A 22,220-nucleotide genomic window follows, 5' to 3' on the forward strand; every position below is an offset into this window, starting at 1 on the left:
GCTGGCTGAGCGCGCCAGCTGCGCTCGCGTAGCGCCCGCCATGCGGGCGCAAATCTTCCCCGACCAAGACTAAGGTTTTGTGCAATGCAGTTGCGGGGCAGCCCAGTCTGCAGTGTCAAATGCACTTTGCCCACCTGAACGGTGAATCAGATCATCGAGCATTCCGCCGTTCTGCCCGTTCACGATCAGGCGCAACATGGCAACCTGGCTGACGTTAACGTTGATCCGCTTGGCTTCGTCGCCTGGCTGCATCATCCCGCTGTCATACAGCTTTCTGCCATCGCCCCAAACCTCGAAATTGACGGCACCGGCAGGATTGCCAGTATCGTCGGCGCCGATATCCGCGGTAAATTCCGAACACTTCCGATCAAGTCGATACGCAATTTGTGTTGGCGCACCCAAGATGCCGAAACCCCTTGCGTAGCTTTTGCCCGCAATGCTCATCTTGCGGTCTGCGACCGGAACTGCCAGGCTGGCATTGACGGTGAGGGCGGTGCTAATCGGAACTGCCTTCACGTCCGTGTGGGCAGCCGGCGGCGCCGCATCGATCGCGATATTCGAGGTATAGGGCGATGTATCGATACGGTTGAACGCGGCATGCGCCCAATGTACGGAGCTCAATTCAACCAAGCCCGAGAGCGCAGGCTCCTGGCCAGCCACAGTGACCAACATGGTGCCATGCGGAGGCAGCTCCGTGGAGAACGAGTCCTTCATGCGGCCAAGATCCTTGTGCGTCCACACGTCGCGCACCAATACAAGCCCTTCAGCCAAACCGAGGTCGGCAAACTTCACAGTAAGGTTTGCCGCCTGGTCGCCTTGATTCACCAACGCCACTGCCCTGCTGCCGGAGCTTGCAAGGGGCTTGGCGAGCATGTGAGTCCTTGCCTGCTGACCGGGCCTTAGCCCGACCTCGCTTGCTCCGAAGCCCAGCGGATCCTGATCGATTGCGATCACTTCCGGATTGGTCAGCAGCGCCTGGGTTTCCCGATCCATCTTCGTCAAGTCATTCCCGGCCATGAAGGGCGCAGACATGACGGCCCAAACGGAAACATGGGTTCTTGCCTCGTCTGGCGACAATTCCGCGTGGCCCACTTCAAAGGAATCCATATCCGCAACGAATCCCGGCTGAATGTATGCTGGCGCCAGCACCCTGGCATCGTCGATCAGATGTTCGACCGTTTCCCATTTCCGCGAGATGTCGCGGGCGATTCGCGCCGAATCACCAAGCCGGGTAGCTGCCCAGCTATCCGGCGTGTGGGGAAATGCGTCCGGCCGGGTCACATAATGCAAATTCAAGTAGATCTTCTTGCCACTCTTCTTTTCAATTGCGTCAAGTGCCGCGCGCATTGCGTAGAAGCTTTCCGCGCTACCATCGCAATTGTCGAACTTAAGCAAGTCGATACCCCAGGCAGCCATGGCAGCCGCATCCTGGAATTCGTGGCCCAGGCTACCGACCAGGCCGCCGCCTTTACGACCTGCGCAGGTGACGGTGTAATTGGTCGTGTACAAGCCCAGCTTCAGCCCCTTCGAGTGGACATAATCGGCAAGCGCCTTCATCCCAGAGGGAAACTTGTCAGGGTCAGCCTTGATGGTCCCATCGTGCTCACGGCCTTTCATCCATCCATCGTCGATGTCGATGTAGATATAGCCCGCATCTCGCAATCCGCTCGATACCATGGCGTCAGCGGTCTTCTTGATCAGATCTTCGTTGACGTGTCTGCCGAATGTATTCCAACTACTCCAACCCATGGGCGGCAAGGTGAATCGAATTTGCTTGCTGGTGGCGGACAACGGTGACCACATATCGGGCACCGATTGGGCCACCGCAGCAGTCGACGCAAACAGGATCGATGCCAACAATATTTTTGATGCCGGCTTGACGCTGCCGAGGCGGCCGCCGGCGCCCGTCAGGAGAAGGCGCTTGAAAGGTTTGGAAGCTATCGCTTGACTCATGGCTCGACTCGTTGTTAAACGTTTAACCAAGTATATCCAAAAACCTTTCCCTGTCAATTTCTTGTACGCTATTCCACGGGGAAGCCGGCCGGCCTAATGATTCCAATGACGGTGGCAAACCACAAAGGAGACTAGATCTACATGCTAAGATGACGCGAAGAATAACGATTACCATCCATGAAACGAGCCGCCCCAACCATCCGCGACGTCGCCGCAGCCGCCCAGGTATCGACCGCCACCGTATCGAAATACATCAACGGCGCACAGCGTTTCTCGCCCAAGGTCGAGGCGGCGCTGCAGAGTGCGATCACCAGCCTGGGCTACAAGTCCAATCCGCTGGCCAAGTCGATGATCACCGGGCGCACCGACACCATCGGCCTGTCGGTGTTGGACATTACCAACCCGTACTTCTCCAGCATCCTGAAGGGGGCGAACCGGGTCGCCAACGACCGCGGCTTTTCCGTGCTCCTGATCGACACCGAGGAAACTCCTAGCCGCGAGCGGCGTACGCTGGAGGAACTCGCGCGGCGCGTGGATGGCATGATCGTGTTCTCGCGCATGCGCGAGCACGAGATGACGTGGATGGCCGAGATCGACAAGCCGCTGGTGTTCTTCGGCAGCCTGAACGAACTGCCGCTGCCGACCTTCGCCAGCGACGACCACGGCGGCGCCTTCATGCTGACCCAGCACCTGCGCCTGCTCGGCCACAAGCGCTTCGCCTACCTCGGCTTTTCCAAGTCGCGCCGCGACGAGGAGCGCCTGGGCGGCATCCGCGAGTGCCTGGGCGCGGCCGGCCTCGACCTCGCCATCTACGACGCGGAAGCGCCCTCGCTGCTGGAGGGCGAGCGCCTGTGCTCTTCCATTGTGCTGGGCAGCGGAGGGCCGGACGCGCTGATCTGCTACAACGACCTGATGGCGCTCGGCTTCATGAAGGAAGCCGCCAACCTGGGCGTGGCGGTCCCGCGCGACATCTCCGTGGTCGGCTTCGACAATATTCCCTACGGCAAATACACGACGCCGGCGCTGACCACGGTCGACCTGCAGAGCGAGCGCCTGGGCGCGGCCGCAATGGACAAGCTGCTGGCCGTGATCCGCGGCGAGCCGGTCGAGAAGCTGACCAAGATCGCACCGCAGCTGATCCTGCGCGCATCGACGCTGGCGCGGCGGGGCTGAGCCCCCACCGGCACGTCCGCCCGCCCGCGCGGGAACGACGGCATGACGCTACCTGTCGCAGTCCCGCGTACCGACGCGCCGCCAAGAATAATCTCCGCGTTTACTTTCCCGAAGAGTTGGCTTATTCTTTTTGGAAAACGTTTAACAACAATGGAGATGCCACCCATGCGTATTGCCCTCCCTGCCCTCGCCGCCGTGCCCGCGGTCCTGGCCGCAGCCCTGTTCGCCGGCCAGGCCCAGGGCGCGACGGCGCCCGCCCCGCTGCACCAGACCGTCGAGCAAGCCTATCCCCAGCTCGAGTATTTCTCGCAACTGCTGACCCGCGAAAAAGCGGGCCTGACGATGGACGGCGTCAAACCTTTCGGGGCAGGCGACAAATTCCTGCCCGGGAAAATCGCCGCCGGCCTCGGCGACCTGCTGCTGCACACCCCGGGCAATGACCCGCGCCTGCCCGGCATGTTGAGCGACTTCGCCACCATGGCCGACGTGACCGTCGACATGGACAACCACACCTGGGGTATCTACTACTACATCGGTACGCTGTACAAGCTGAAGAAGGCCGGCCTGCTCGACCGCGCGGTCCGTCCCGCCACCCTCGAGAAGCTGCGCCAGAAGCTCGACTGGCGCACTTTCGTGAGGCAGCCGAGCTTCGAGCTGATCAACCTGCCCACCAACTATTTCGGCGTCGCCTTCAGCATCGCGCGCCTGCGCTTCCTGATGGGCTGGGACGACGTGCACCCGAGCGAAGTCCTGCTGGACAAGATGCTCACCCACTACCACGACTATTCCGGCAAGTACGGCTTCTCCGACGAGACCGATGGCGAGGGCCGCTTCGACCGCTACAGCATCCTGCTGGCCGCCGAGATCTGCGAGCGCTTCATCGAGACCGGCCTCGAAGTCACACCGGAGCTCAAGGGCCTGCTGCACAACTCGGCCGAACTCGCGCTGAACGCCGCCAACGCCGACGGCAGCGGCTTCACCATGGGCAGAAGCCTCGGCCCGTACGGCGAGACCGCCATGCTCGAGATCCTGTCTACCGCCGCCTACCTGGGCGTGCTCACGCCCGAAGAAAAGGAGTACGCGTACAGCCTTTCGTCGCGCATCGGCGAGCGCTACATGAACTTCTGGTACGACCCGCAGATGCATTCGGTCGACATGTGGAACAAGGGCCGCCGCACCGACACCTACCGCGGCAAGCACCGCATCCTGGGCGAGAATTTCTCGCTGATTCACCAGTTGATCTCGACCGACGAGATGTGGAACCGGGCCGGCATGAAGGACGCGAAACCGCGCGCCGACCTGGCGTCCTGGCTGGAACACAAGCGACCGGCCTTCAGCCTGACCCGCTTCGCCAGCGGCGAATACGACCGCGCGCTGGCCATCTGGCGCGACGGCCGGCACGTGGTCAGCCTGTCGCTGATCAACGGCGGCATCAGCCAGCACGCCAACAGCCCGTACTACCCGCTGCCGTTTTCGTACGGGATCGTGTCGGGCATCGCCGACAGCGGCGCCGAGCATCCGCAGCTGCTGCCGAAGTTCAAGCTGGCCGATGGCAGCGAACTGATCGCCACCGCTTACGAGCAGGACATCCAGGCCACGCCGGAGGGCAAGGGCTACCGCGTCACGTATCGCCAGGACGCGCTCGACCGCCTCGGCCAGAAAGGGCCGGTCAAGGACCCCCGCATCGTGGTCGAAACCGCCCACAGCCTGCAGCACGGCGTGATCACCCGCACCGACACCTATCGTGCCGGCAGCCCGCTCGACGTCGCCGGCATCGACTTCGAATTCGCCGCGTTTTCGGGCAGCGCCAGCGTCGAGGGCAATACCGTCAGCTTCAAGGATGGCGCGGTGCGCTCGTTCACGGTCAGCGGACTGCAGGTTTGCCAGGCCGCGCCGACCAATGGCAACCCGCTGTATCAGGCGCCGTATGGTCCGATGGCGAGCGTGGTCAAGTGCAGCAGCGGCGCGTTCACGATGAACAAGCCGTTGACCATCAGCTGGACGATGCGCTACCAGTGATCGCCGGCCCCGCCCGCACGTATGCGCGCGGGGCACTTGCTCAGTCGATGCAGCAGCTGGCGTCGATAGCGTCATTAGTTAAACGTTTTTCTTCCGCATAAAAAAGATAACGAGACATGCATACTTCCCGCCTCCTGATCCTGCCCGTTGCCCTCCTTGCGGCCTGCGCCGCCCCGAATCCTCACCCCGCCGCCACCCCAGGCCCCATCAGCGCCGCGCCGGCCGATGCCGCCGCGCTGGCGCCGGCCGCCGTGCTGGCGGAAATGAAACGCGTCGCCGACTGGCAGCTCGCGCACCCGAGCGCGCACGCGCCGGATGACTGGACCCAGGCGGTCGGCTACGCGGGCTTCATGGCGCTGTCGAACCTGGCCCCGACCCACAATTACCGCGACGCGATGGTCGCGATGGGCATGCGCAACGAGTGGAAGCCCGGCAAGCGCATGTACCACGCCGACGACCACGTGGTCGGCCAGACCTATGCGGAGCTCTACCTGCAGATGCGCGAGCCGGACATGATCGCGCCCCTGCGCGAGCGTCTCGACGACATCCTCGCGCACCCGCGCACCGGCTCGCTCGACTTCACGACGCCCGGCAACCAGGAGCGCTGGTCGTGGTGCGACGCCCTGTTCATGGGCCCGCCGACCTGGATGCGCGTGTACGCGGCCACCGGCGACAGCCGCTACCTCGAGCACGCGGTCGAGGAATGGTGGCACACCTCCGATTATCTGTACGACCGCGACGAGCGCCTCTACTACCGCGACAGCAACTACTTCAAGCAGCGCGAAGCCAACGGCAAGAAGGTGTTCTGGGCGCGCGGCAATGGCTGGGTGATGGCCGGCCTGGCGCGCACGCTGCAATACCTGCCCGGCGGGCATCCGGCGCGCGCGCACTTCGAAACCCAGTTCCGCGAGATGGCCGCCAAGGTGGCCAGCCTGCAGCAGGCGGACGGGACGTGGCGCGCCAGCCTGCTCGACCCGGACGCCTATCCGGCGCGCGAGACCAGCAGCACCGGGCTGTTTGCCTACGCCCTCGCCTGGGGCATCAACCAGGGGCTGCTCGATGCAAGCGAATACGGTCCGGCGGTGCGCCGCGCCTGGTCGGCGCTGGTGGCCAGCGTCGCGCCGGACGGCAAGCTGACCCACGTGCAGCCGGTCGGCCGCGCGCCGGGCGGTTTTCCTGAAGACGCCACCGAGGTCTACGGCGTCGGCGCCTTCCTGCTGGCGGGAAGCGAGATGTTCCGCATGGGCCTGCAGGCGCGCGCGACACCGCAGACGGTCATGGCCGTCAATCCGGGCAGCTTCTACCGTCCGGACGAAACCATCGAGGTCAAGGCGCCGGGCGCGCCCGTGGTCGTGATGGAAGCCGACACTTCGCGCATCGTCCCAAGCCAGCGCCTGGGCGACAGCCTGCTGTTTCAGGCGAACTTCGTCGCGAACCAGCAGCGCCGCTTCCTGCTGTTCCCGGCCAGCCGCCTGCCGCCGCTGGCCACGCCCGACGTCAAGGTCCACGCGCGCTACGTGCCCGAGCGCTACGACGATTTCGCCTGGGAGAGCGACCGCATCGCGCACCGCCTGTACGGTCCGGCGATCCTGAAGGTGCCGAGCGAGCATGTGGGCAGCGGCATCGACGTCTGGGTCAAGCGCGTGCGCACGCCGATCGTGGACCTGTTCTACAAGCGCGGCGAATACCACACCGACCACGGCGAAGGCCTGGACAACTACGACGTCGGCACCGCGCGCGGCTGCGGCGGCGAGGAGATCTTCGTTGGCGGCAAGCCCTATCCGGCGCCGGTGTACTCGAGCTGGAAGCTGCTGGCTTCCGGCCCGCTTCGCGCCGCCTTCGAACTGCGCTACGACGGCTGGAATGCGGGAGGCCAGAAGGTGTCCGAGACCAAGCGCTTCTCGATCGACGCGGGTTCGAACTTCACCCGCGTCGAAAGCGTCTACACGTACGCTACCGGCGCGCCGCTGCAGGTCGGCGTCGGCATCTCGCAGCGCCAGGGCGATGGCCGCCTGGTGAGGAATGAAGCGGCCGGCTGGATGAGCTACTGGCAGCCGGAGAAGGCGCCGAATGGCCACACGGCTTGCGCGATCATCGTCCCGGACCAGCGGCTTACGGCAGGCATCGATCGCGAGGATGCGCTGCTGATGGCCCAGGCAAGGCCGGGCCAGCCCTTCGTTCACTACCTGGGAGCGGGCTGGAGCAAGAGCGGCGATTTCCCCGACGCGCAAGCGTGGGAGGCGACGGTGGCGAACGTCGCGGCCAGGGTGGCGGCGCCGCTCAAGGTGAGCGGGCCGAAATGACGTGAACGAGCCGACCCGCAGGTCGGCTTTTTTTTATTCCTCCAGTCGGTAAAACGGCTTCTTTTCTATGGGCGCCTGTTGGTCCTGCACGGTTGACGGCTCGTGTGTTGTGGGGAATCGACAGTCGCGCCGACGAACGGTTGACGTGCCAGAAGATTACTGTATATAGTGGGGTTAAACGTTTTACACGTGCAGTCCACGGGACATCAAAAAGAACGCCGTAAGCCCCGACAGCAACCTTGTTAAACGATTTCAAAAAAAATAGATTCAGGAGACGCATGAACCTCGCTCAGCCCATGCTCGCGGCTCTGCTGCCGGGCAATTGTTCGACACTCGGCCTCGCTGCAAGCCATATCTCGGCCGCGGTATCCAGATGAAGGGTCGCAAGCCGCTCCTGGTGCTGCTGCTGGCGGGCTGCCTGTCGGCCGGCGCGCAGCCGCATCAATCGTTCGAGATGCAGTCGCCGGACATCATCCGGATCGACCGGGCGCGCGTGCTGAGCGCCGCCCAGGCCGACCTGGCGGAACAGCCGCTGACCATCACTGCCTTTCCCGCCCCGCGCAGCAGCGGCGGCCCGCACGACTTCTTTTCCGAGGGCGATTACTGGTGGCCGGACCCCGCGCACCCCGGCGGCCCCTACATCCAGCGCGATGGCCTGAGCAACCCGGACAACTTCAACCTTCACCGCCGCGCCCTGCTGCGTTTTTCGGTACAGGCGCCGGCCCTGGTCGCGGCGTGGAAGCTCACGTCCGACAAACGCTACGCCGACCATGCGGCGGCCCACCTGCGCGCCTGGTTCATCGATCCGCAGACCCGCCTCAACCCGAACCTGCAGTACGCGCAAGCCATCTTCGGCCGCTCCAAAGGGCGCGGGATCGGCATCATCGACACCCTGCACCTGGTCGAGGTGGCGCGCGCGATCGAAGTGCTGGAGACCGGCGACGCGCTCTCGAAGACGGAGCAGAAGCAGATCGCGCAGTGGTTCACGGACTACCTGCAGTGGCTCACCCACAGCAAGAACGGCCAGGACGAGCGCGACGCAAAAAACAATCACGGCACCTGCTGGCTGCTGCAGGTGGCCGCCTTTGCCCACCTGACTGGCGACGAGACGCTCCTCGCGTATGCCCGCGAGCACTTCAAGACCGTGCTGCTGCCGACCCAGTTGGCGCTCGACGGCAGCCTGCCGCTCGAACTGAAGCGCACCAAGCCCTACGGCTATGCCCTGTTCGACCTGGAGGCGCTGGCCACGCTGTGCGAGATCCTGTCCACGCCCGCGGACAATCTGTGGACCTATACCCTGCCAGATGGCCGCGGCATGGCCAAGGCGATGGCCTGGATGTTCCCCTACATCGCCGACAAGGCGAGCTGGCCGTTGAAGCCTGACGTCATGTACGCAAAGGAATGGCCGATGCGTCAGGCCAGCCTGCTGTTCGCGGGCCGCGCGCTGCACCGCCCCGATTACCTGGCCTTGTGGGCCACGCTGCCCGCCGACTCGATCGTGGAAGAAGTGGTGCGCAACTTCTTCATCCGCCAGCCGGTGCTCTGGGTTCCCTCTATCAATAACAAATCATAGTTCGTAAAAAAAGGAGACTTACGTTGGACAAGCACATCAAACGACACCAGGCGCTTGCGGTACGCGCCCTGCCGGCGGCCATCGCCCTCGCCCTGCTGAGCATGAACGCGTCCGCCCAGGCGCTGCAGGCGGGCGCCTCGCAGCCGCCTGCGCCGGCCGTATCGAACCAGGCCGAGGCCCCGATGCTGAAGGTGGAAGTCACAGGTTCGAGCATCAAGCGTTCGGTCGCGGACCAGGCGCTGCCGGTCACCGTCACCAAGGCCGAGGACTGGATCGCGCAAGGCGCCATCACCGTCGAAGACATCCTGATGCAGATGTCGACCGCATCGGACTACGTGCCCGCCACGGTCTCGGGCACCGGCAACAGCGCCAACATGCGCGGCATCGGCACTTCGCGCAGCCTGGTCCTCCTGGACGGCAAGCGCCTCAGCGACAGCTCGATCGACCCGAACAACATTCCGGTCAGCGCGCTCGACCGCACCGAAGTGCTGCGTGACGGCGCGTCCTCGATCTACGGTTCCGACGCGATCGGCGGCGTGATCAACTTCGTCACCAAGAAGTCGTACACCGGCGGCTCCATCACCGCCAAGGGCGCCACGCCGCAGCTCGCTGGCGGTGGCCAGTCCGAAGGTCTCAACTTCATCGTCGGCAAGGGCGACCTGGCGACGGACGGCTGGAACGTCTACGTCGCGGGCGACTTGCAACACCAGAACGCACTGGCGCAGAGCGCGCGTCCGAACATCACCTCGGAAGAGCGCCGCGTGAGCGCGGGCTTCGCGCCGGCCCATCTGAGCAAGGGCAGCAATGCGGTGCCCGCCAACGTCACGCTGGTCGGCGGCTCGTCCAAGAACTTTACCGGCAACCCGTACTACGCGACCGGCTGCCTGGCGCCCTGGTCGACCCCGGGCACCAGCAACACCTGCACGGCCACCGCCGGCGCCAACAGCCTCACGCTGACCAAGGAGAACGAGCAAGCCTCCTTCTTCAGCAAGGGCATACTGGAGCTGAACCCGGACCACAGGCTGTCGGCGTCGCTGCTGTATTCGTCGATCCACAACCGTCCGGTGAAGAATCCGACCTTCGGCATCAACGCCTCGATCCCGAACTTCCCGGCGCTGACCATCACCCCGGCCAGCAAATACTACCCGGGCCTGGGCATCACCCCGGCCATGACCGGCATCACGAACCAGACCCTGACGCTGGCCTGGTCGCTGATCGGCGACCTCGGCCCGACGGTCCTGGACTACAACACCAAGACCGCCCGCATGACGATCGACGACGAGGGCCGCATCGGCGCCTGGGACTACCGCGCCAGCCTGTGGAGCGCGCTGTACAGCTCGCACACGACCTTTCGCTCGGGCTTCGTCAACAGCTACGGCCTGCTGGCCGGCGTCGCCGACGGCACGCTGAACCCGTTCGGCCTGCAGGACAGCACCGGCCGTGCTTACCTCGACAAAATCTCGACCAACGGCCAGACCGCCTCCGCCGGCGTGACCCGCATGAACGGCCTCGACCTGACCGCCAACCGTGAGCTGATGGACCTGCCCGGCGGCCCGATGGCGCTGGCGGTGGGCGCGAGCGCCTGGCACGACTTCACCTACAACACGATCCCGGAGACCGTGGCGCTGTCCGGCGGACAGACCGGCGGCACCGCCGCCGCCAACCAGCACGCCTCGCGCAACGTGGTGGCCGCCTACGTCGAGATCGACATGCCGGTCACCAAGGCGCTCGACGTCGACGCCGCCGTGCGTACCGACCGCTACAGCGATTTCGGCTCGACCACCAACCCGAAGCTCAGCTTCCGCTACAAGCCGGGCCAGACCTGGATGCTGCGGGGCGCGGTCGGCACCGGTTTCCGCGCGCCGACGCTGGGCCAACGCTACTTCGGCGCGGTCAATGGCCCCACCGGCATCACCGCCACGGGCTACAACGACCCGGTGCTGTGCCCGGGCGGCAGTCCGGGCGGCAATACCGGCGGCACCGCGCTGCCCGGCTATGACCCGGCCGTCGTCTGCAACGCGCGCAAGCCGATCAACAGCGGCGCCAACCCGAACGTCGGACCGGAACGCTCGACCACCTTCAACTTCGGTATCGTGCTCACCCCGACCCGCACCCTGCTGGTCTCGCTCGACTACTTCCACGTCAAGCTGCGCGACATGATCGGCCAGATCGCCCAGCCGGCCTTCTTCACGAATCCGGCCTACGCCAACCTGTTCATCCGCGACGCCAACAAGAACCTGCTGTATATCGACGACCGCCAGACCAACCTGGGTGGGCTGCGCACCGACGGCATCGACATCACGGCCACCTACACCTTCCCGAAGACGCGCTGGGGCACCTTCGGCGCGCAGCTGGACGGCACCTACATCAACCGCTTCGAGACCCAGGTGGACCGCGGCGGCCCGTGGATCTCGAGCATCAACAAGTTCGGTCCGCTGGACGCCAACGTGATGAACTTCCGCTGGAAGTACGGCGCTTCGGTCAAGTGGGTGAGCCCGGCCGGCGCCTGGACCTCGACCCTGAACGAGCAATATCGTCAGAGCTTCGAGGACCTGAACAACGGCACCCAGTTCTTCCACACGATCGATCCGTACACGCTGTTCAACTGGTCGCTGGCCTTCTCCGGCTATCGCCAGTGGAAGGTGCTGGTGGGCGTGAACAACGTGTTCAACCGCGATCCGCCGGCCGCCAACTACCGTGGCGAGGGTTATGCCAGTGGCGAAGGCAGCCCGCTCGGCCGCACCTTCGTGGCGCGCGCGACCTACAATTTCTGATGTCCCCGCCGCCCCGCCGTGCGCGTACTTTTGCATGCGCGCGCGGGGCCTTTTTTAATTCCGATCCGAGGACCCACCATGATTGTTTCTCTCCTGCGCCCGGCCGTCCTGGCGGCCTGCCTGGGCGCCTGCCTGGCCGGCCCCGCGCTGGCGGCGGCGCCGTCGCAATTCTTTACCTACGATCCGGCCGGACTGGAGCTGGCCAAACAGAAGGTCGCCGCGCGCGATCCGCTCTACCTGCCCTCCTACGACAACCTGCTCAGGGACGCCAACGCCGCCCTCACCCACAAGCGCTACAGCGTGGTCGACAAGAGCCTGGCTCCGGCCAGCGGCGACAAGCACGACTTCTTCAGCTTCGGCCCCTACTGGTGGCCGGACCCGTCGAAGAAGGATGGCCTGCCCTACATCCGCAAGGACGGCCTGCACAACCCGGCCTCCTCGACCGACGCCACGGACGCTTCGCGCCTGGGCCATTTCACCCATGACGTGCAGGCACTGGCGCTGGCCTGGTACTTCACCGGCGAGAAAAAATACGCGGACAAGGCCGCCGAGCTGGCGCGCGCCTGGTTCCTCGCGCCCGAGACGCGCATGAAGCCGAACCTGGACTACGGCCAGGCGATCCCGGGCCGTGTGAACGGTCGCGGCATCGGCATCATCACCAGCCGCAACCTGATCGACGTGATGGACAGCCTGGCCCTGATCCAGCCTGCGGGCGCCCTCAGCGACGCCGAGAACGACGGCGTGCGGGCCTGGTACCGCGACTACCTGAGCTGGCTGCTCAACAGCCGTAACGGCTTCGAGGAAAGCAACGCGCACAACAACCACGGCACCTGGTACTCGGCTCAGGTGGTGGCCTACGCGCTGTACACCAAGCAGCCGGCAATCGCGAAGCGCGAGCTGGAAATCACCAAGATCCGCCGTATCGCCGGCCAGATCGACCGCGAGGGCAAGCTGGTCGCGGAACTCGAGCGCACCCGCCCCTCCGGCTACATCAACTTCGCCCTCGAAGCCTTCGGCGACCTGGGCCGCTACGGCGAACTGGTGGGCGAGCCGGTGTGGGAGCACGGCCAGGACTCGCACAACATCGAGCAGGGCTACCGTTTCGTCGCGCGCTACGTCAATGGCGAGAAGTGGCCCTACCCGGAAATCGATCCGAAGGAAGGCTCGGCGGACGGCGTCAACCGGCACGCGATGCACAACATGCTGGCTGCGGCGCGCGCGTACAAGGATGAACCACTGTTCAAGGAAAAGGCGCGCTGGCTGCTGCAGCGCTATCCGGGACAGCTGAGCGCACTGCTCTACCCTTTGCAGGACTGAGCGGCGCGCACCTCGCTCACGAGCTTGAGCGCGAACATCAAGCGGCGGGTCACATCACAACTTCCAGAGGTGGCCAAAGGCTCGCCGCATGTTTCGAGCAATTCTCAACGGACTACAAGGTAATGCCATGATAAAAAAAATTTTCGCTGCCACCGCCTTGACCGGCTTGCTGTGGGCTCCAGTGGCGCTGGCCGGTCAAGCGCCTGGTGCGCAGGGCGCCGCTGCCGCGCGCCCGGGAACGCCACTGCGCCTCTGGTACGATCTGCCTGCCACCAACGACAATGATGGATGGGTCAGCCAATCGCTACCTTTAGGTAACGGCTATATGGGCGTCAATGTGTTTGGTGGCGTGGGTCAGGAGCGCTTGCAAATTACCGAAAACAGCCTCGTCGATTCACCAGCAGACAAGATCGGCGGCCTCAATAGTTTCGCGGAGGTCTTTCTCGATTTCCCGCACGCCGCCCCCGCTCATTATTCCCGCGACCTCGTGCTGAACAGCAGCACGGCGCACGTGTCGTACGACAATGAAGGCGTGCATTTCACGCGGGAATATTTCACCAGCTATCCGGATAAGGTGCTCGTGATACGACTGCAGGCGTCGAAACCTGGCGCCCTCGACTTTACACTCCGCCCGACCATTCCCTATCTCACCGAATTCCGGCGTGCGATGGAAGGCCCCCAAGACCATCGTGGCAAACACGGAACGGTAGCGGCGACGGGCGACACGATCACGCTTTCGGGAACGATGGATTATTACGACATCAAGTTCGAAGGGCTGTTCAAGGTCATTCCCCAAGGCGGGACGATGCGGGCGATGAACGATGCCCAGGGCGGAAACGGCTCAATCAGTGTCAAGGGTGCGACCAGCGCCGTCATCCTGGTCGCCGCGGGGACCAATTATCCGATCGCCGACCCACGGGTGTTCTCGGCCGGCGATCCGCGGGATAAGCTCAAAGGCAGCGCGGGTCCGCACGACAAGGTAAGCGGCTATATCGCGGCGGCCGCCGCTCGCTCCTATGCCGACTTAATGGAGCGTCACGAGGCGGATTACACCAGACTCTTCGATCGCGTGAACCTTGATCTCCGCGCGCCAACGCCGGCCGTGACGACCGACAAAATGGTCGACGCGGAACGAGCAGGCAGCGCCAATCCATATTTCGACGAACTGGCCTTCCAGTTCGGCCGCTATTTGCTCATCTCGTCGTCGCGATCTGGTGCTTTGCCGCCAAACCTGCAGGGCGTGTGGAACGTCTATCAGGATGCCCCGTGGACGGCAGGCTATTGGCACAACGTGAACCAACAGATGAACTATTGGCCAGCGTTCAATACCAATCTGCCGGAGTTATTCGACCCCTATCTGGATCTCTATCGGGCGTATCTTCCCGCGCAGCGGGCTAGCGCAAAAGAGTTTCTGACTCGGTATCATCCTGCCGGTCTTGCTGCCGATGGCGACAATGGTTGGGCGCTGGGGAATTCGATGCGGCCGTTCGAACCGGCGGGGAAGGCGGCCCATTCGGGCCTCGGTACCGGCCCGTGGACGACAATGCTTTTCTGGGATTATTACGACTTCACCCGCGACAGGACGCTCCTCGGTCGGGTGGTCTATCCCGCAATGCTTAGTCAGGCGAACTTCCTTTCTCGTTTTGTACAAGATATCGATGGCAAACTTCTTGCGAAGCCTTCCTCATCCCCGGAGAACGCCGATAACTTGCAAACTGCCGGCACGACATTCGATCAGCAGACGATCTACGAAAATCACCGTAATACCATCGCGGCCGCGCAAATTCTTGGCGCACACGATCCCTTGATCGCAAAACTCAAGGCACAACTGCCCAAGCTCGATCCGATTCTCATCGGCGACTCCGGGCAAATCAAGGAATATCGGGAAGAGACCACGTACGGCTCGATCGGCGACCCGCATCACCGCCATATGTCACAGCTGCTGGGACTCTATCCTGGTTCGTTGATCAACACGAACACCCCAGCCTGGCTCGATGCAGCCAAGGTCTCGCTGGAAGGACGCGGAGCGGTAAATATTCCTGGCTGGGCGCAAGCACAGCGCATGGAGTCATGGGCCAGGACAGGTGACGGTGACAAAGCCTATGCCCATTACCACTACTGGATGTCGCATCATGCCATGTACAACCTGTGGAACAATCATCGCGACTCCCGCACGGCCAAGCTGTTCCAGGTTGATGGCAATTTCGGTGTGACGGCCGGGGTGGCGGAAATGCTGCTGCAAAGCCATGAAGGGTTTATCGCGCCGCTTCCCGCTCTTCCGCAGGCGTGGCCAAATGGGAGCTATCGCGGACTGCTCGCCCGTGGCGCCTTCGAAGTTTCCGCCGACTGGTCAAACGGACATGCTGATCGGATTGAGGTGCGCTCCAAAGCCGGTGGCCCACTCAAGCTCCACTATCCGGGCATAGGCGGTTCAACCGTGCGTACCAAAGCAGGCGATACCGTTACGGTTCGCCATCTGGGCCATGATGACATCAGCGTCGAGACTGTTCCCGGCCAGGCCTACGTTGTGACCGCTATTCCAATTATGGAAAAGGTCGCGCCAGTGATGGGATTGGCCATCGCTGCCGACGCCAGCGATGGATTACGCCTGAACTGGCAATCAAGCGCTCCGGCCATCTCATACACCATCGATCGCGCCATCGGGGATTCTCCTACGTATGAAAGGATAGCGACCAGCCAGACCGGGACCTCATTCGTCGATTCTACGGCGGCGATCGCGAAGGCAACGCGCGCGCGATATCGGGTATCCGCCGTGTCCTCCAGCGGAAGCGAGAGTCCCGGCGCGAGCGTGTTTTGGCTACGTTCGACGCCGACAGATCCACTTTCCGCCAGTACGCGGTGACAGGGGCTCCTCCATAGGTCGGCAGCATCAGCCGGTCGACCGGTTTGGTGCGGTGATTGCGATCGGCGGCGGCAAGTTCAAGACCGCCGATCGCAGCGAACGATCCTCATTTGTGTAGCGAGGCCGAGCAAGGGCGACAGCGCGCTTACTTCCCCACTTCCGATCGTGTCAGGCGCATCGCGTTCGGAGTCAGAAACTCCTTGCCGTCGATCCGCAGCGCCTTCAATTCGATACGGTGCGCGCCTGGGGAAAGAGCGATTTCGCCCAGCTTGATGTCACCGCTCTCGCCGCCAGCGTCAAAACTCCGTGCAAGCTTGCCGTCGACCACCAACGCGCCCTGCCCTTGCACGGCGCCGGCATGGCGCAAGGTAACCGTGTAATTTGCCGTTTCCAATGTGCGCACGTGCCAAGCCATGAATTGGGCTGTTGAGGTCCAGCCGGCCACGCCATAGTTCTGTGCTTTGCCGTCGCCAAACCTGAAACCGTTTCCGGCCAGGGTGGCGTCGAAGGCCAGCAGCGTCGTGACGGGTATATTCGGCGCAATGCGCAATTCGCTCCGGTCTTCAACTGGCACAAAGCTGGGTTTCGGCTCGAGGGCGATCACGAGGTCAGGCGATTCCGCCAAGCCGGCAGGCAGCGTAATCATGCAGCCATCGGGACCTTCAGCCGACATTGCCAACATCGTGTCAGGACCGCCTAAAATGCGCGCCGACGCGATGTCGGAAGCTGCAATTCCGCCGACGTGGAGACGGCCGTCCACGGGACGTTCGAAAACGTGAAGGTAGAGCGTTCCAGCGCCAGCGGTGGCGACACCCCAGTTCTGCCGCGGGAGGGGGGCAGGACCCGCACCGTGGATACTCGCACCATTCTTCGTCATCCATGATGCCATGCCGGAAAGGATGGCTGCATCCGGAGCATCGAATACGCCATCGCCTTTGGGACCGATATTGAGCAGCAGGTTGCCGTTACGCGACACCGCGTCGGCCAGCAGGCGTATGAAGAATGCGACTGGCTTGTGGCTACGGTCCTGCGCACTATAACCATAGGACTCATTCGTGGTCGGAATGGCTTCCCAGTCGCCCACGACGGGGAAGAAGTAGCTTGGACGGTCGGCAGTGTTCCGATAGTCGCCAAAATTGATGCCCGCAGTAGAAGCAAGGCGCCCGTTCACCACGACGTTCGGTTTCGCGGCGCGAACCGCTTTCAGGATGCGAAGGTTTTCTGACAATGGCAGCTTGTGCGGGGTGTCAAACCACAGAATGTCGATTGGATAGCGGGCGAGCAGTTCCTGGAGCTGAGGAATCGCTTTTTCGTTCACGTATTTGATTGCGGCAGGCAGCTTTTCCGGGTGGCTGTCATACCAGCTGCGGCCGCCGAAGAGGTTCTTGTCACCGCCGGGGTTGTTGTACTCCCAATCGTTACCCGGCGCATCTGGATGTTCCCAGTCAAACGCATGCGAATAATAGACGCCGAATTTCAAGCCTTGTCGATGGCAGGCCGCGGCGAGCTCGGCGACTGGGTCGCGCTTGAACGGTGTCTTTTGCACAATGTTGAAGTCCGAAACCTTCGAGTCGTACATTGCGAAGCCATCATGATGCTTGGCCGTGATAATCAGGTATCCCATACCTGCCGCCTTGGCCGCGGCTACCCAGGCGTCGGCATCAAAGCGTTCCGGGTCAAAACTTGATGCCAGCTTCAGATAGTCGGCCCGGGAAATTTTTTCTTTACGCATCAGGTGCTCGGCGTAGCCGTTTATCGGCCTGCCATTCCAGACGCCGCCCGCCTGCGAGTAGACACCCCAATGGATGAACATGCCGAACCGCCCCACCCTCCACCAGGCGATGCGCTCATTGCGTGTGGCATCGGCTTCCTTCCACCAGCCATTGACCGCTTCGCGCACCATCAGGAGATCGCGGGTATTGAGGGAGTTGAACATGGCGGAGTCTTCGTCCCTCTCGTCGGCGCGTGCTGTCAGGGAGAGCGCGACGAGCGCGGCGAATAGCGGAATCCGCAGGCATGGAGCCATCCGCTTGCCATAGGAAGTTGCAACCATATTTGCAGTCATAAATTCGCTTGTAGACAAAGCGCTATCCGTCGATAGCGTCAGGACTCTGCCGGACGCAAAAAACCCCCGGTCTCAGCATGAGAACCGGGGGTCTTAGGGATTTGCTGAAGCTCAGCAAACAGCATTTTGGCGGAGGCGGTGGGATTCGAACCCACGATACAGGTTTAAGCCCGTATGCTTCCTTAGCAGGGAAGTGCCTTCGGCCACTCGGCCACGCCTCCAACTCGTGTTCCAGTCGTCCAGAACCGAGAGCACGCATATTAAAGGGCACGATTCATTTGGTCAAGGAATGCGCCCTCTTTTTTTTCAACTTTTTTAAGCCTTTTCGAGGTCGAAGGTCTGGTGCAGCGCGCGTACGGCCAGCTCCATGTACTTCTCGTCGATCAGCACCGAAATCTTGATCTCGGAAGTCGAGATCATCATGATGTTGATGCCTTCCTTGGCCAGCGTGCTGAACATCTGCGAGGCCACGCCGACGTGGCTGCGCATGCCCACGCCCACCGCCGACACCTTCGACACCTTGTTGTCGCCGATGATGCGCGCCGCGCCCAGCTGCTCCTTGACGCCTTCCAGCACCGTCATCGCCTTGGCGTAGTCGCCGCGCGAAACGGTGAAGGTGAAGTCGGTCTTGCCGTCCACCGACTGGTTCTGGATGATCATGTCCACTTCGATGTTGGCATCGGAAATCGGGCCGAGGATGCCGAAGGCAACGCCCGGACGGTCCGGCACGCCCAGGACGGTGATTTTGGCTTCATCGCGGTGGAAAGCGATACCGGAGATGACGGCTTGTTCCATGTTGGTTTCTTCCTCAAACGAAATCAGGGTGCCGGAATTGGCTTCTTCTTCCAACGGCATCATAGGATCGGTCAGCGACGACAGCACGCGCGTCGGCACGTGGTAGTTGCCGGCGAACTCGACCGAACGGGTCTGCAGCACTTTCGAGCCCAGCGAGGCCAGCTCCAGCATTTCCTCGAAAGTGATCTTGCTCAGGCGGCGCGCTTCTTCCACCACGCGCGGGTCGGTGGTGTAGACGCCGTCGACGTCAGTGTAGATCAGGCATTCGTCGGCCTTCAGCGCGGCGGCGATCGCCACGGCCGAGGTGTCCGAACCGCCGCGGCCCAGGGTCGAGATGTTGCCGTCTTCGTCCACGCCCTGGAAACCGGTGATGATGACGATCTTGCCGGCGGCCAGGTCGCCCTTCACGCGGCTGTCGTCGATCGACTGGATGCGGGCCTTGGTGAAGGCGGAGTCGGTCTTGATGCCGACCTGCCAGCCGGTGTACGACACCGCATCCTTGCCGCGCGCCAGCAGCGCCATGGCCAGCAGGCCAACCGACACCTGCTCGCCGGTCGAGGCAATCATGTCCAGTTCACGCGGGTCCGGCTGCGGCATGATTTCCTTGGCCAGCGCAATCAGCCGGTTGGTCTCGCCGGACATGGCCGACGGTACCACCACCACCTGGTGGCCAGCGTCATGCCATTTGGCGACGCGTGCGGCCACGTTCTTGATCCGTTCCGTCGAACCCATCGACGTCCCGCCGTATTTGTGGACAATTAAAGCCATAGCGATTCAGGTTTCCAGCTGAGAAAAATCAAAAGAGTAATCCTAACTCTAGCATGCTGCAGCGCAAAATAACAAGATCGAAAATGCCAAAATCACAGAACGATTAAGAATATGCAAATTCTGTTTCGTGGGATTTATTGCGCGGGATGGGGCTCCCAGCGCAGCGCGACCAGCCCGCCCGGGCCGCTGCCAAAGTGGTGGCAATCCATGCCGATGCCGGCTGCGAACAACAGGTCCTCGCCGGCGAACACCAGCGGCAAACGTTCGCGTTGCCAGGTTGGCACGCCCAGCGACTGGTAGTGCGCCTTCAGGCCGCGCGAAGGACGGTTGGCGGCCAGCTTGAGCCGTTCGCCGCCCTGGCGAAAGTCGATGGTGAGGGCCCGGCCGCGCAGCCAGCCGGCCTCGAAGCCCTGCCCTGCGCCCGCGTCGAAGTGCAACACGCCGCCGTAATCGGGGAAGTCGATCGACGCTTCGCCCTGCCACACGAAGCCCTGCCCTTCCTTGACGAGGACGCCGATGTCGTCGCGGTCGCGCATGCCGGCCAGCTCGGGCAGGCGCGGGGTAATGAACAGGCGGTCGCGGTGGCGGCGGATTTCGCATTCGGGATGCGTCACGCGCAGTTGCGCATCTTCGCGGGCGTCGAGCACCTGGCCGACCATTTCGTCGAGCCAGCTGGTGGATGGCATGCGCAGGCCGCGCGTGCCGAACCAGTAGCGCAACAGGTTGTCGATGCGGTCCTTGCCCAGCGGCCGGACACGCGCCATTACCAAGGCCTCGCCATCGAGGCAGGCGGCCAGGTCCTGCGCCGCCAGCTGGTCCAGCAGGCGCTGCGCCGCCTGGGCGTGGGCGGCGCTGCGGGCGATGCGTTGCTGGAATCCGGGGAAGGCCTGGGCCAGCGCCGGCATCACCTGATGGCGCAGCGCGTTGCGGGCGTAACGCGGATCGGCGTTCGATTCGTCGTCCACCCAGGCGACCGAATTTTCGCGCGCCCACGTTTCGAGTTCGGCGCGCGACACGGCCAGCAGCGGGCGCGCCATCACGGTGTTGCCGTCGCCCAGCAGGGTCGCGGCGCGGTTGGCGCCGTCCATGCCGGACAAGCCCGCAGGGCCGGAGCCGCGCATCAGCTGCAGCAGCACGGTCTCGGCCTGGTCATCCTGATGGTGCGCGGTGAGCAGCAGCGGCACGCCGTGTGCGCGGCACATTTCGCCCAGCGCCAGGTAGCGCTGCTTGCGCGCGGCCTGCTCGATGCCGGAGCCATCCTTGGCGACCGCGACGCGGCGATGGTCGAAGGTCACGCCAAGCGCGGCGCACGCCTGCTCGCAATGCGCGAGCCACTGGCCGGCATTCGCGGACAGGCCGTGGTGAACGTGGAAGGCAAACAGTGCGACGCCCTGCTCCCGCGCCCATGCGTGCGCGAGATGCAGCAGCACCATCGAGTCGAGCCCACCGCTCAGGGCGACGGCGATGGCAGGAAGGTCGGCCCGCAGCGCGTCGAGCGCGCGTGCGAGCGTGGAAGGAATCGACCGGGCAGCGGACTGCCCGGAACTGCGGCGGCTCACTCTTCGGTCGGCGTGGTCTCTTTGAACTTACCGTAGCTCATCAGCTTCTGGTGACGGGCTTCGAGCAGGTCCTTGGTCTTCACGCCCTGGAACTGGCGCAGGGTGTCGGCCAGCGCGCGCTTGAGCAGCTGGGCCATCTGGGCCGGATCGCGGTGCGCGCCGCCCAGCGGCTCGCTGACGATCTTGTCGACCAGGCCCATGGCCTTGAGGCGGTGCGCGGTCAGGCCCAGCGCGTCGGCGGCGTCGGACGCGCGCTCGGCGGTCTTCCACAGGATCGAGGCGCAGCCTTCCGGCGAGATCACCGAGTAGGTGGCGTATTGCAGCATCAGCACGGCATCGCCGACGGCGATCGCCAGCGCGCCGCCGGAGCCGCCTTCACCGATGATGGTGGCGATCAGCGGCACCTTCAGTTCGGCCATCACGTACAAGTTGTGGCCGATGGCTTCGGACTGGCCGCGCTCTTCGGCGTCGATGCCGGGGAAAGCACCCGGGGTGTCGACGAAGGTGAAGATCGGCAGGTTGAATTTCTCGGCCAGCTTCATCAGGCGCATGGCCTTGCGATAGCCTTCCGGACGCGGCATGCCGAAGTTGCGCGCGGCGCGCTCCTTGGTGTCGCGGCCCTTCTGGTGGCCGATGACCATGCAGGCCTGGCCGTTGAAGCGCGCGAGGCCGCCAATGATCGACTGGTCGTCGGCGAAGGTGCGGTCGCCGTGCAGTTCATGGAAATCGGTGAAGATCGCGTTCACATAGTCCATCGTGTACGGACGCTGCGGATGGCGCGCGATCTGTGACACCTGCCACGGGGTGAGCTTGGCGTAGATGTCCTTGGTCAGCTGCTGGCTTTTCTTGGCCAGGCGGTCGATCTCTTCGGAGATGTCGACGGCGGAATCGTCCTGCACGAAGCGCAGTTCTTCAATTTTCGAATCGAGCTCGGCGATTGGCTGTTCGAAACTGAGGAAGGTTGTTTTGGTCATTATTACTCCGGGATTATTCAAGCCCGTTAACTTAAACCCGTCGTTCCCGCGAAAGCGGGAACCCATGCTGAGCGTGCGGTCACG

Annotated in this window: 12 protein-coding genes and 1 tRNA gene; 7 read left to right on the top strand and 6 right to left on the bottom strand. The window is 63.5% G+C overall.

Features of this window, described 5'->3' with window-relative positions; all coding sequences use genetic code 11:
* Positions 1-69: 69 nt before the first annotated feature.
* Positions 70-1,953 (bottom strand): NPCBM/NEW2 domain-containing protein, encoded by a 1,884-nt coding sequence (locus tag NX778_RS07040; protein ID WP_258810959.1) that lies wholly within the window; start codon positions 1,951-1,953, stop codon positions 70-72.
* Positions 1,954-2,130: 177 nt separating this feature from the next.
* Between NX778_RS07040 and NX778_RS07045 the strand changes: the two genes are divergently transcribed.
* The 7 genes from NX778_RS07045 to NX778_RS07075 all read left to right on the top strand — a co-directional run bounded on the left by NX778_RS07045 (position 2,131) and on the right by NX778_RS07075 (position 15,975).
* On the top strand, positions 2,131-3,126 hold the full coding sequence (locus tag NX778_RS07045) for a LacI family DNA-binding transcriptional regulator (protein WP_258810960.1): 996 nt from the start codon (positions 2,131-2,133) through the stop codon (positions 3,124-3,126).
* A 165-nt stretch (positions 3,127-3,291) separates the two neighbouring features.
* Positions 3,292-5,145 carry a hypothetical protein gene (locus NX778_RS07050; protein WP_258810961.1) on the top strand — a complete coding sequence of 618 codons (1,854 nt, stop codon included), beginning with the start codon at positions 3,292-3,294 and terminating at the stop codon, positions 5,143-5,145.
* A gap of 116 nt (positions 5,146-5,261) precedes the next feature.
* The gene (locus NX778_RS07055; protein ID WP_258810962.1) at positions 5,262-7,448 is read left to right on the top strand and encodes a glycoside hydrolase family 88 protein; all 2,187 of its coding nucleotides are present in this window, start codon (positions 5,262-5,264) and stop codon (positions 7,446-7,448) included.
* Between the two features lie 373 nt (positions 7,449-7,821).
* Positions 7,822-9,021, top strand: coding sequence for an alginate lyase family protein (locus NX778_RS07060; protein WP_258810963.1), 1,200 nt, complete (start codon positions 7,822-7,824; stop codon positions 9,019-9,021).
* A 23-nt stretch (positions 9,022-9,044) separates the two neighbouring features.
* On the top strand, positions 9,045-11,795 hold the full coding sequence (locus NX778_RS07065; RefSeq protein ID WP_258810964.1) for a TonB-dependent receptor: 2,751 nt from the start codon (positions 9,045-9,047) through the stop codon (positions 11,793-11,795).
* A 78-nt stretch (positions 11,796-11,873) separates the two neighbouring features.
* Positions 11,874-13,112, top strand: a complete 1,239-nt coding sequence (locus NX778_RS07070) for an alginate lyase family protein (RefSeq protein ID WP_258810965.1) — start codon at positions 11,874-11,876, stop codon at positions 13,110-13,112.
* 88 nt (positions 13,113-13,200) lie between these two features.
* Entirely contained in the window at positions 13,201-15,975 is a 2,775-nt protein-coding gene (locus NX778_RS07075) for a glycoside hydrolase family 95 protein (protein WP_258810966.1), read from the top strand.
* Positions 15,976-16,120: 145 nt separating this feature from the next.
* On the opposite strand, the gene NX778_RS07080 is transcribed toward NX778_RS07075, so the two are convergent.
* The 5 genes from NX778_RS07080 to NX778_RS07100 all read right to left on the bottom strand — a co-directional run bounded on the left by NX778_RS07080 (position 16,121) and on the right by NX778_RS07100 (position 22,136).
* A complete protein-coding gene (locus NX778_RS07080; protein WP_258810967.1) occupies positions 16,121-18,040 on the bottom strand; it encodes an alpha-L-fucosidase in 1,920 nt (639 codons plus the stop codon).
* Between the two features lie 127 nt (positions 18,041-18,167).
* A tRNA-Ser gene (locus tag NX778_RS07085) sits at positions 18,168-18,261 on the bottom strand.
* Between the two features lie 94 nt (positions 18,262-18,355).
* On the bottom strand, positions 18,356-19,603 hold the full coding sequence (locus NX778_RS07090; protein ID WP_258810968.1) for an aspartate kinase: 1,248 nt from the start codon (positions 19,601-19,603) through the stop codon (positions 18,356-18,358).
* A gap of 134 nt (positions 19,604-19,737) precedes the next feature.
* Entirely contained in the window at positions 19,738-21,162 is a 1,425-nt protein-coding gene (tilS, locus tag NX778_RS07095) for a tRNA lysidine(34) synthetase TilS (protein WP_370661313.1), read from the bottom strand.
* Positions 21,159-22,136 (bottom strand): acetyl-CoA carboxylase carboxyltransferase subunit alpha, encoded by a 978-nt coding sequence (locus NX778_RS07100; RefSeq protein WP_258810969.1) that lies wholly within the window; start codon positions 22,134-22,136, stop codon positions 21,159-21,161. The genes tilS and NX778_RS07100 overlap by 4 nt, the downstream gene beginning before the upstream one ends.
* Positions 22,137-22,220: the final 84 nt, after the last annotated feature.

Origin of the sequence: Massilia terrae (assembly GCF_024753145.1) — a bacterium.
GTDB lineage: Bacteria > Pseudomonadota > Gammaproteobacteria > Burkholderiales > Burkholderiaceae_D > Telluria > Telluria terrae.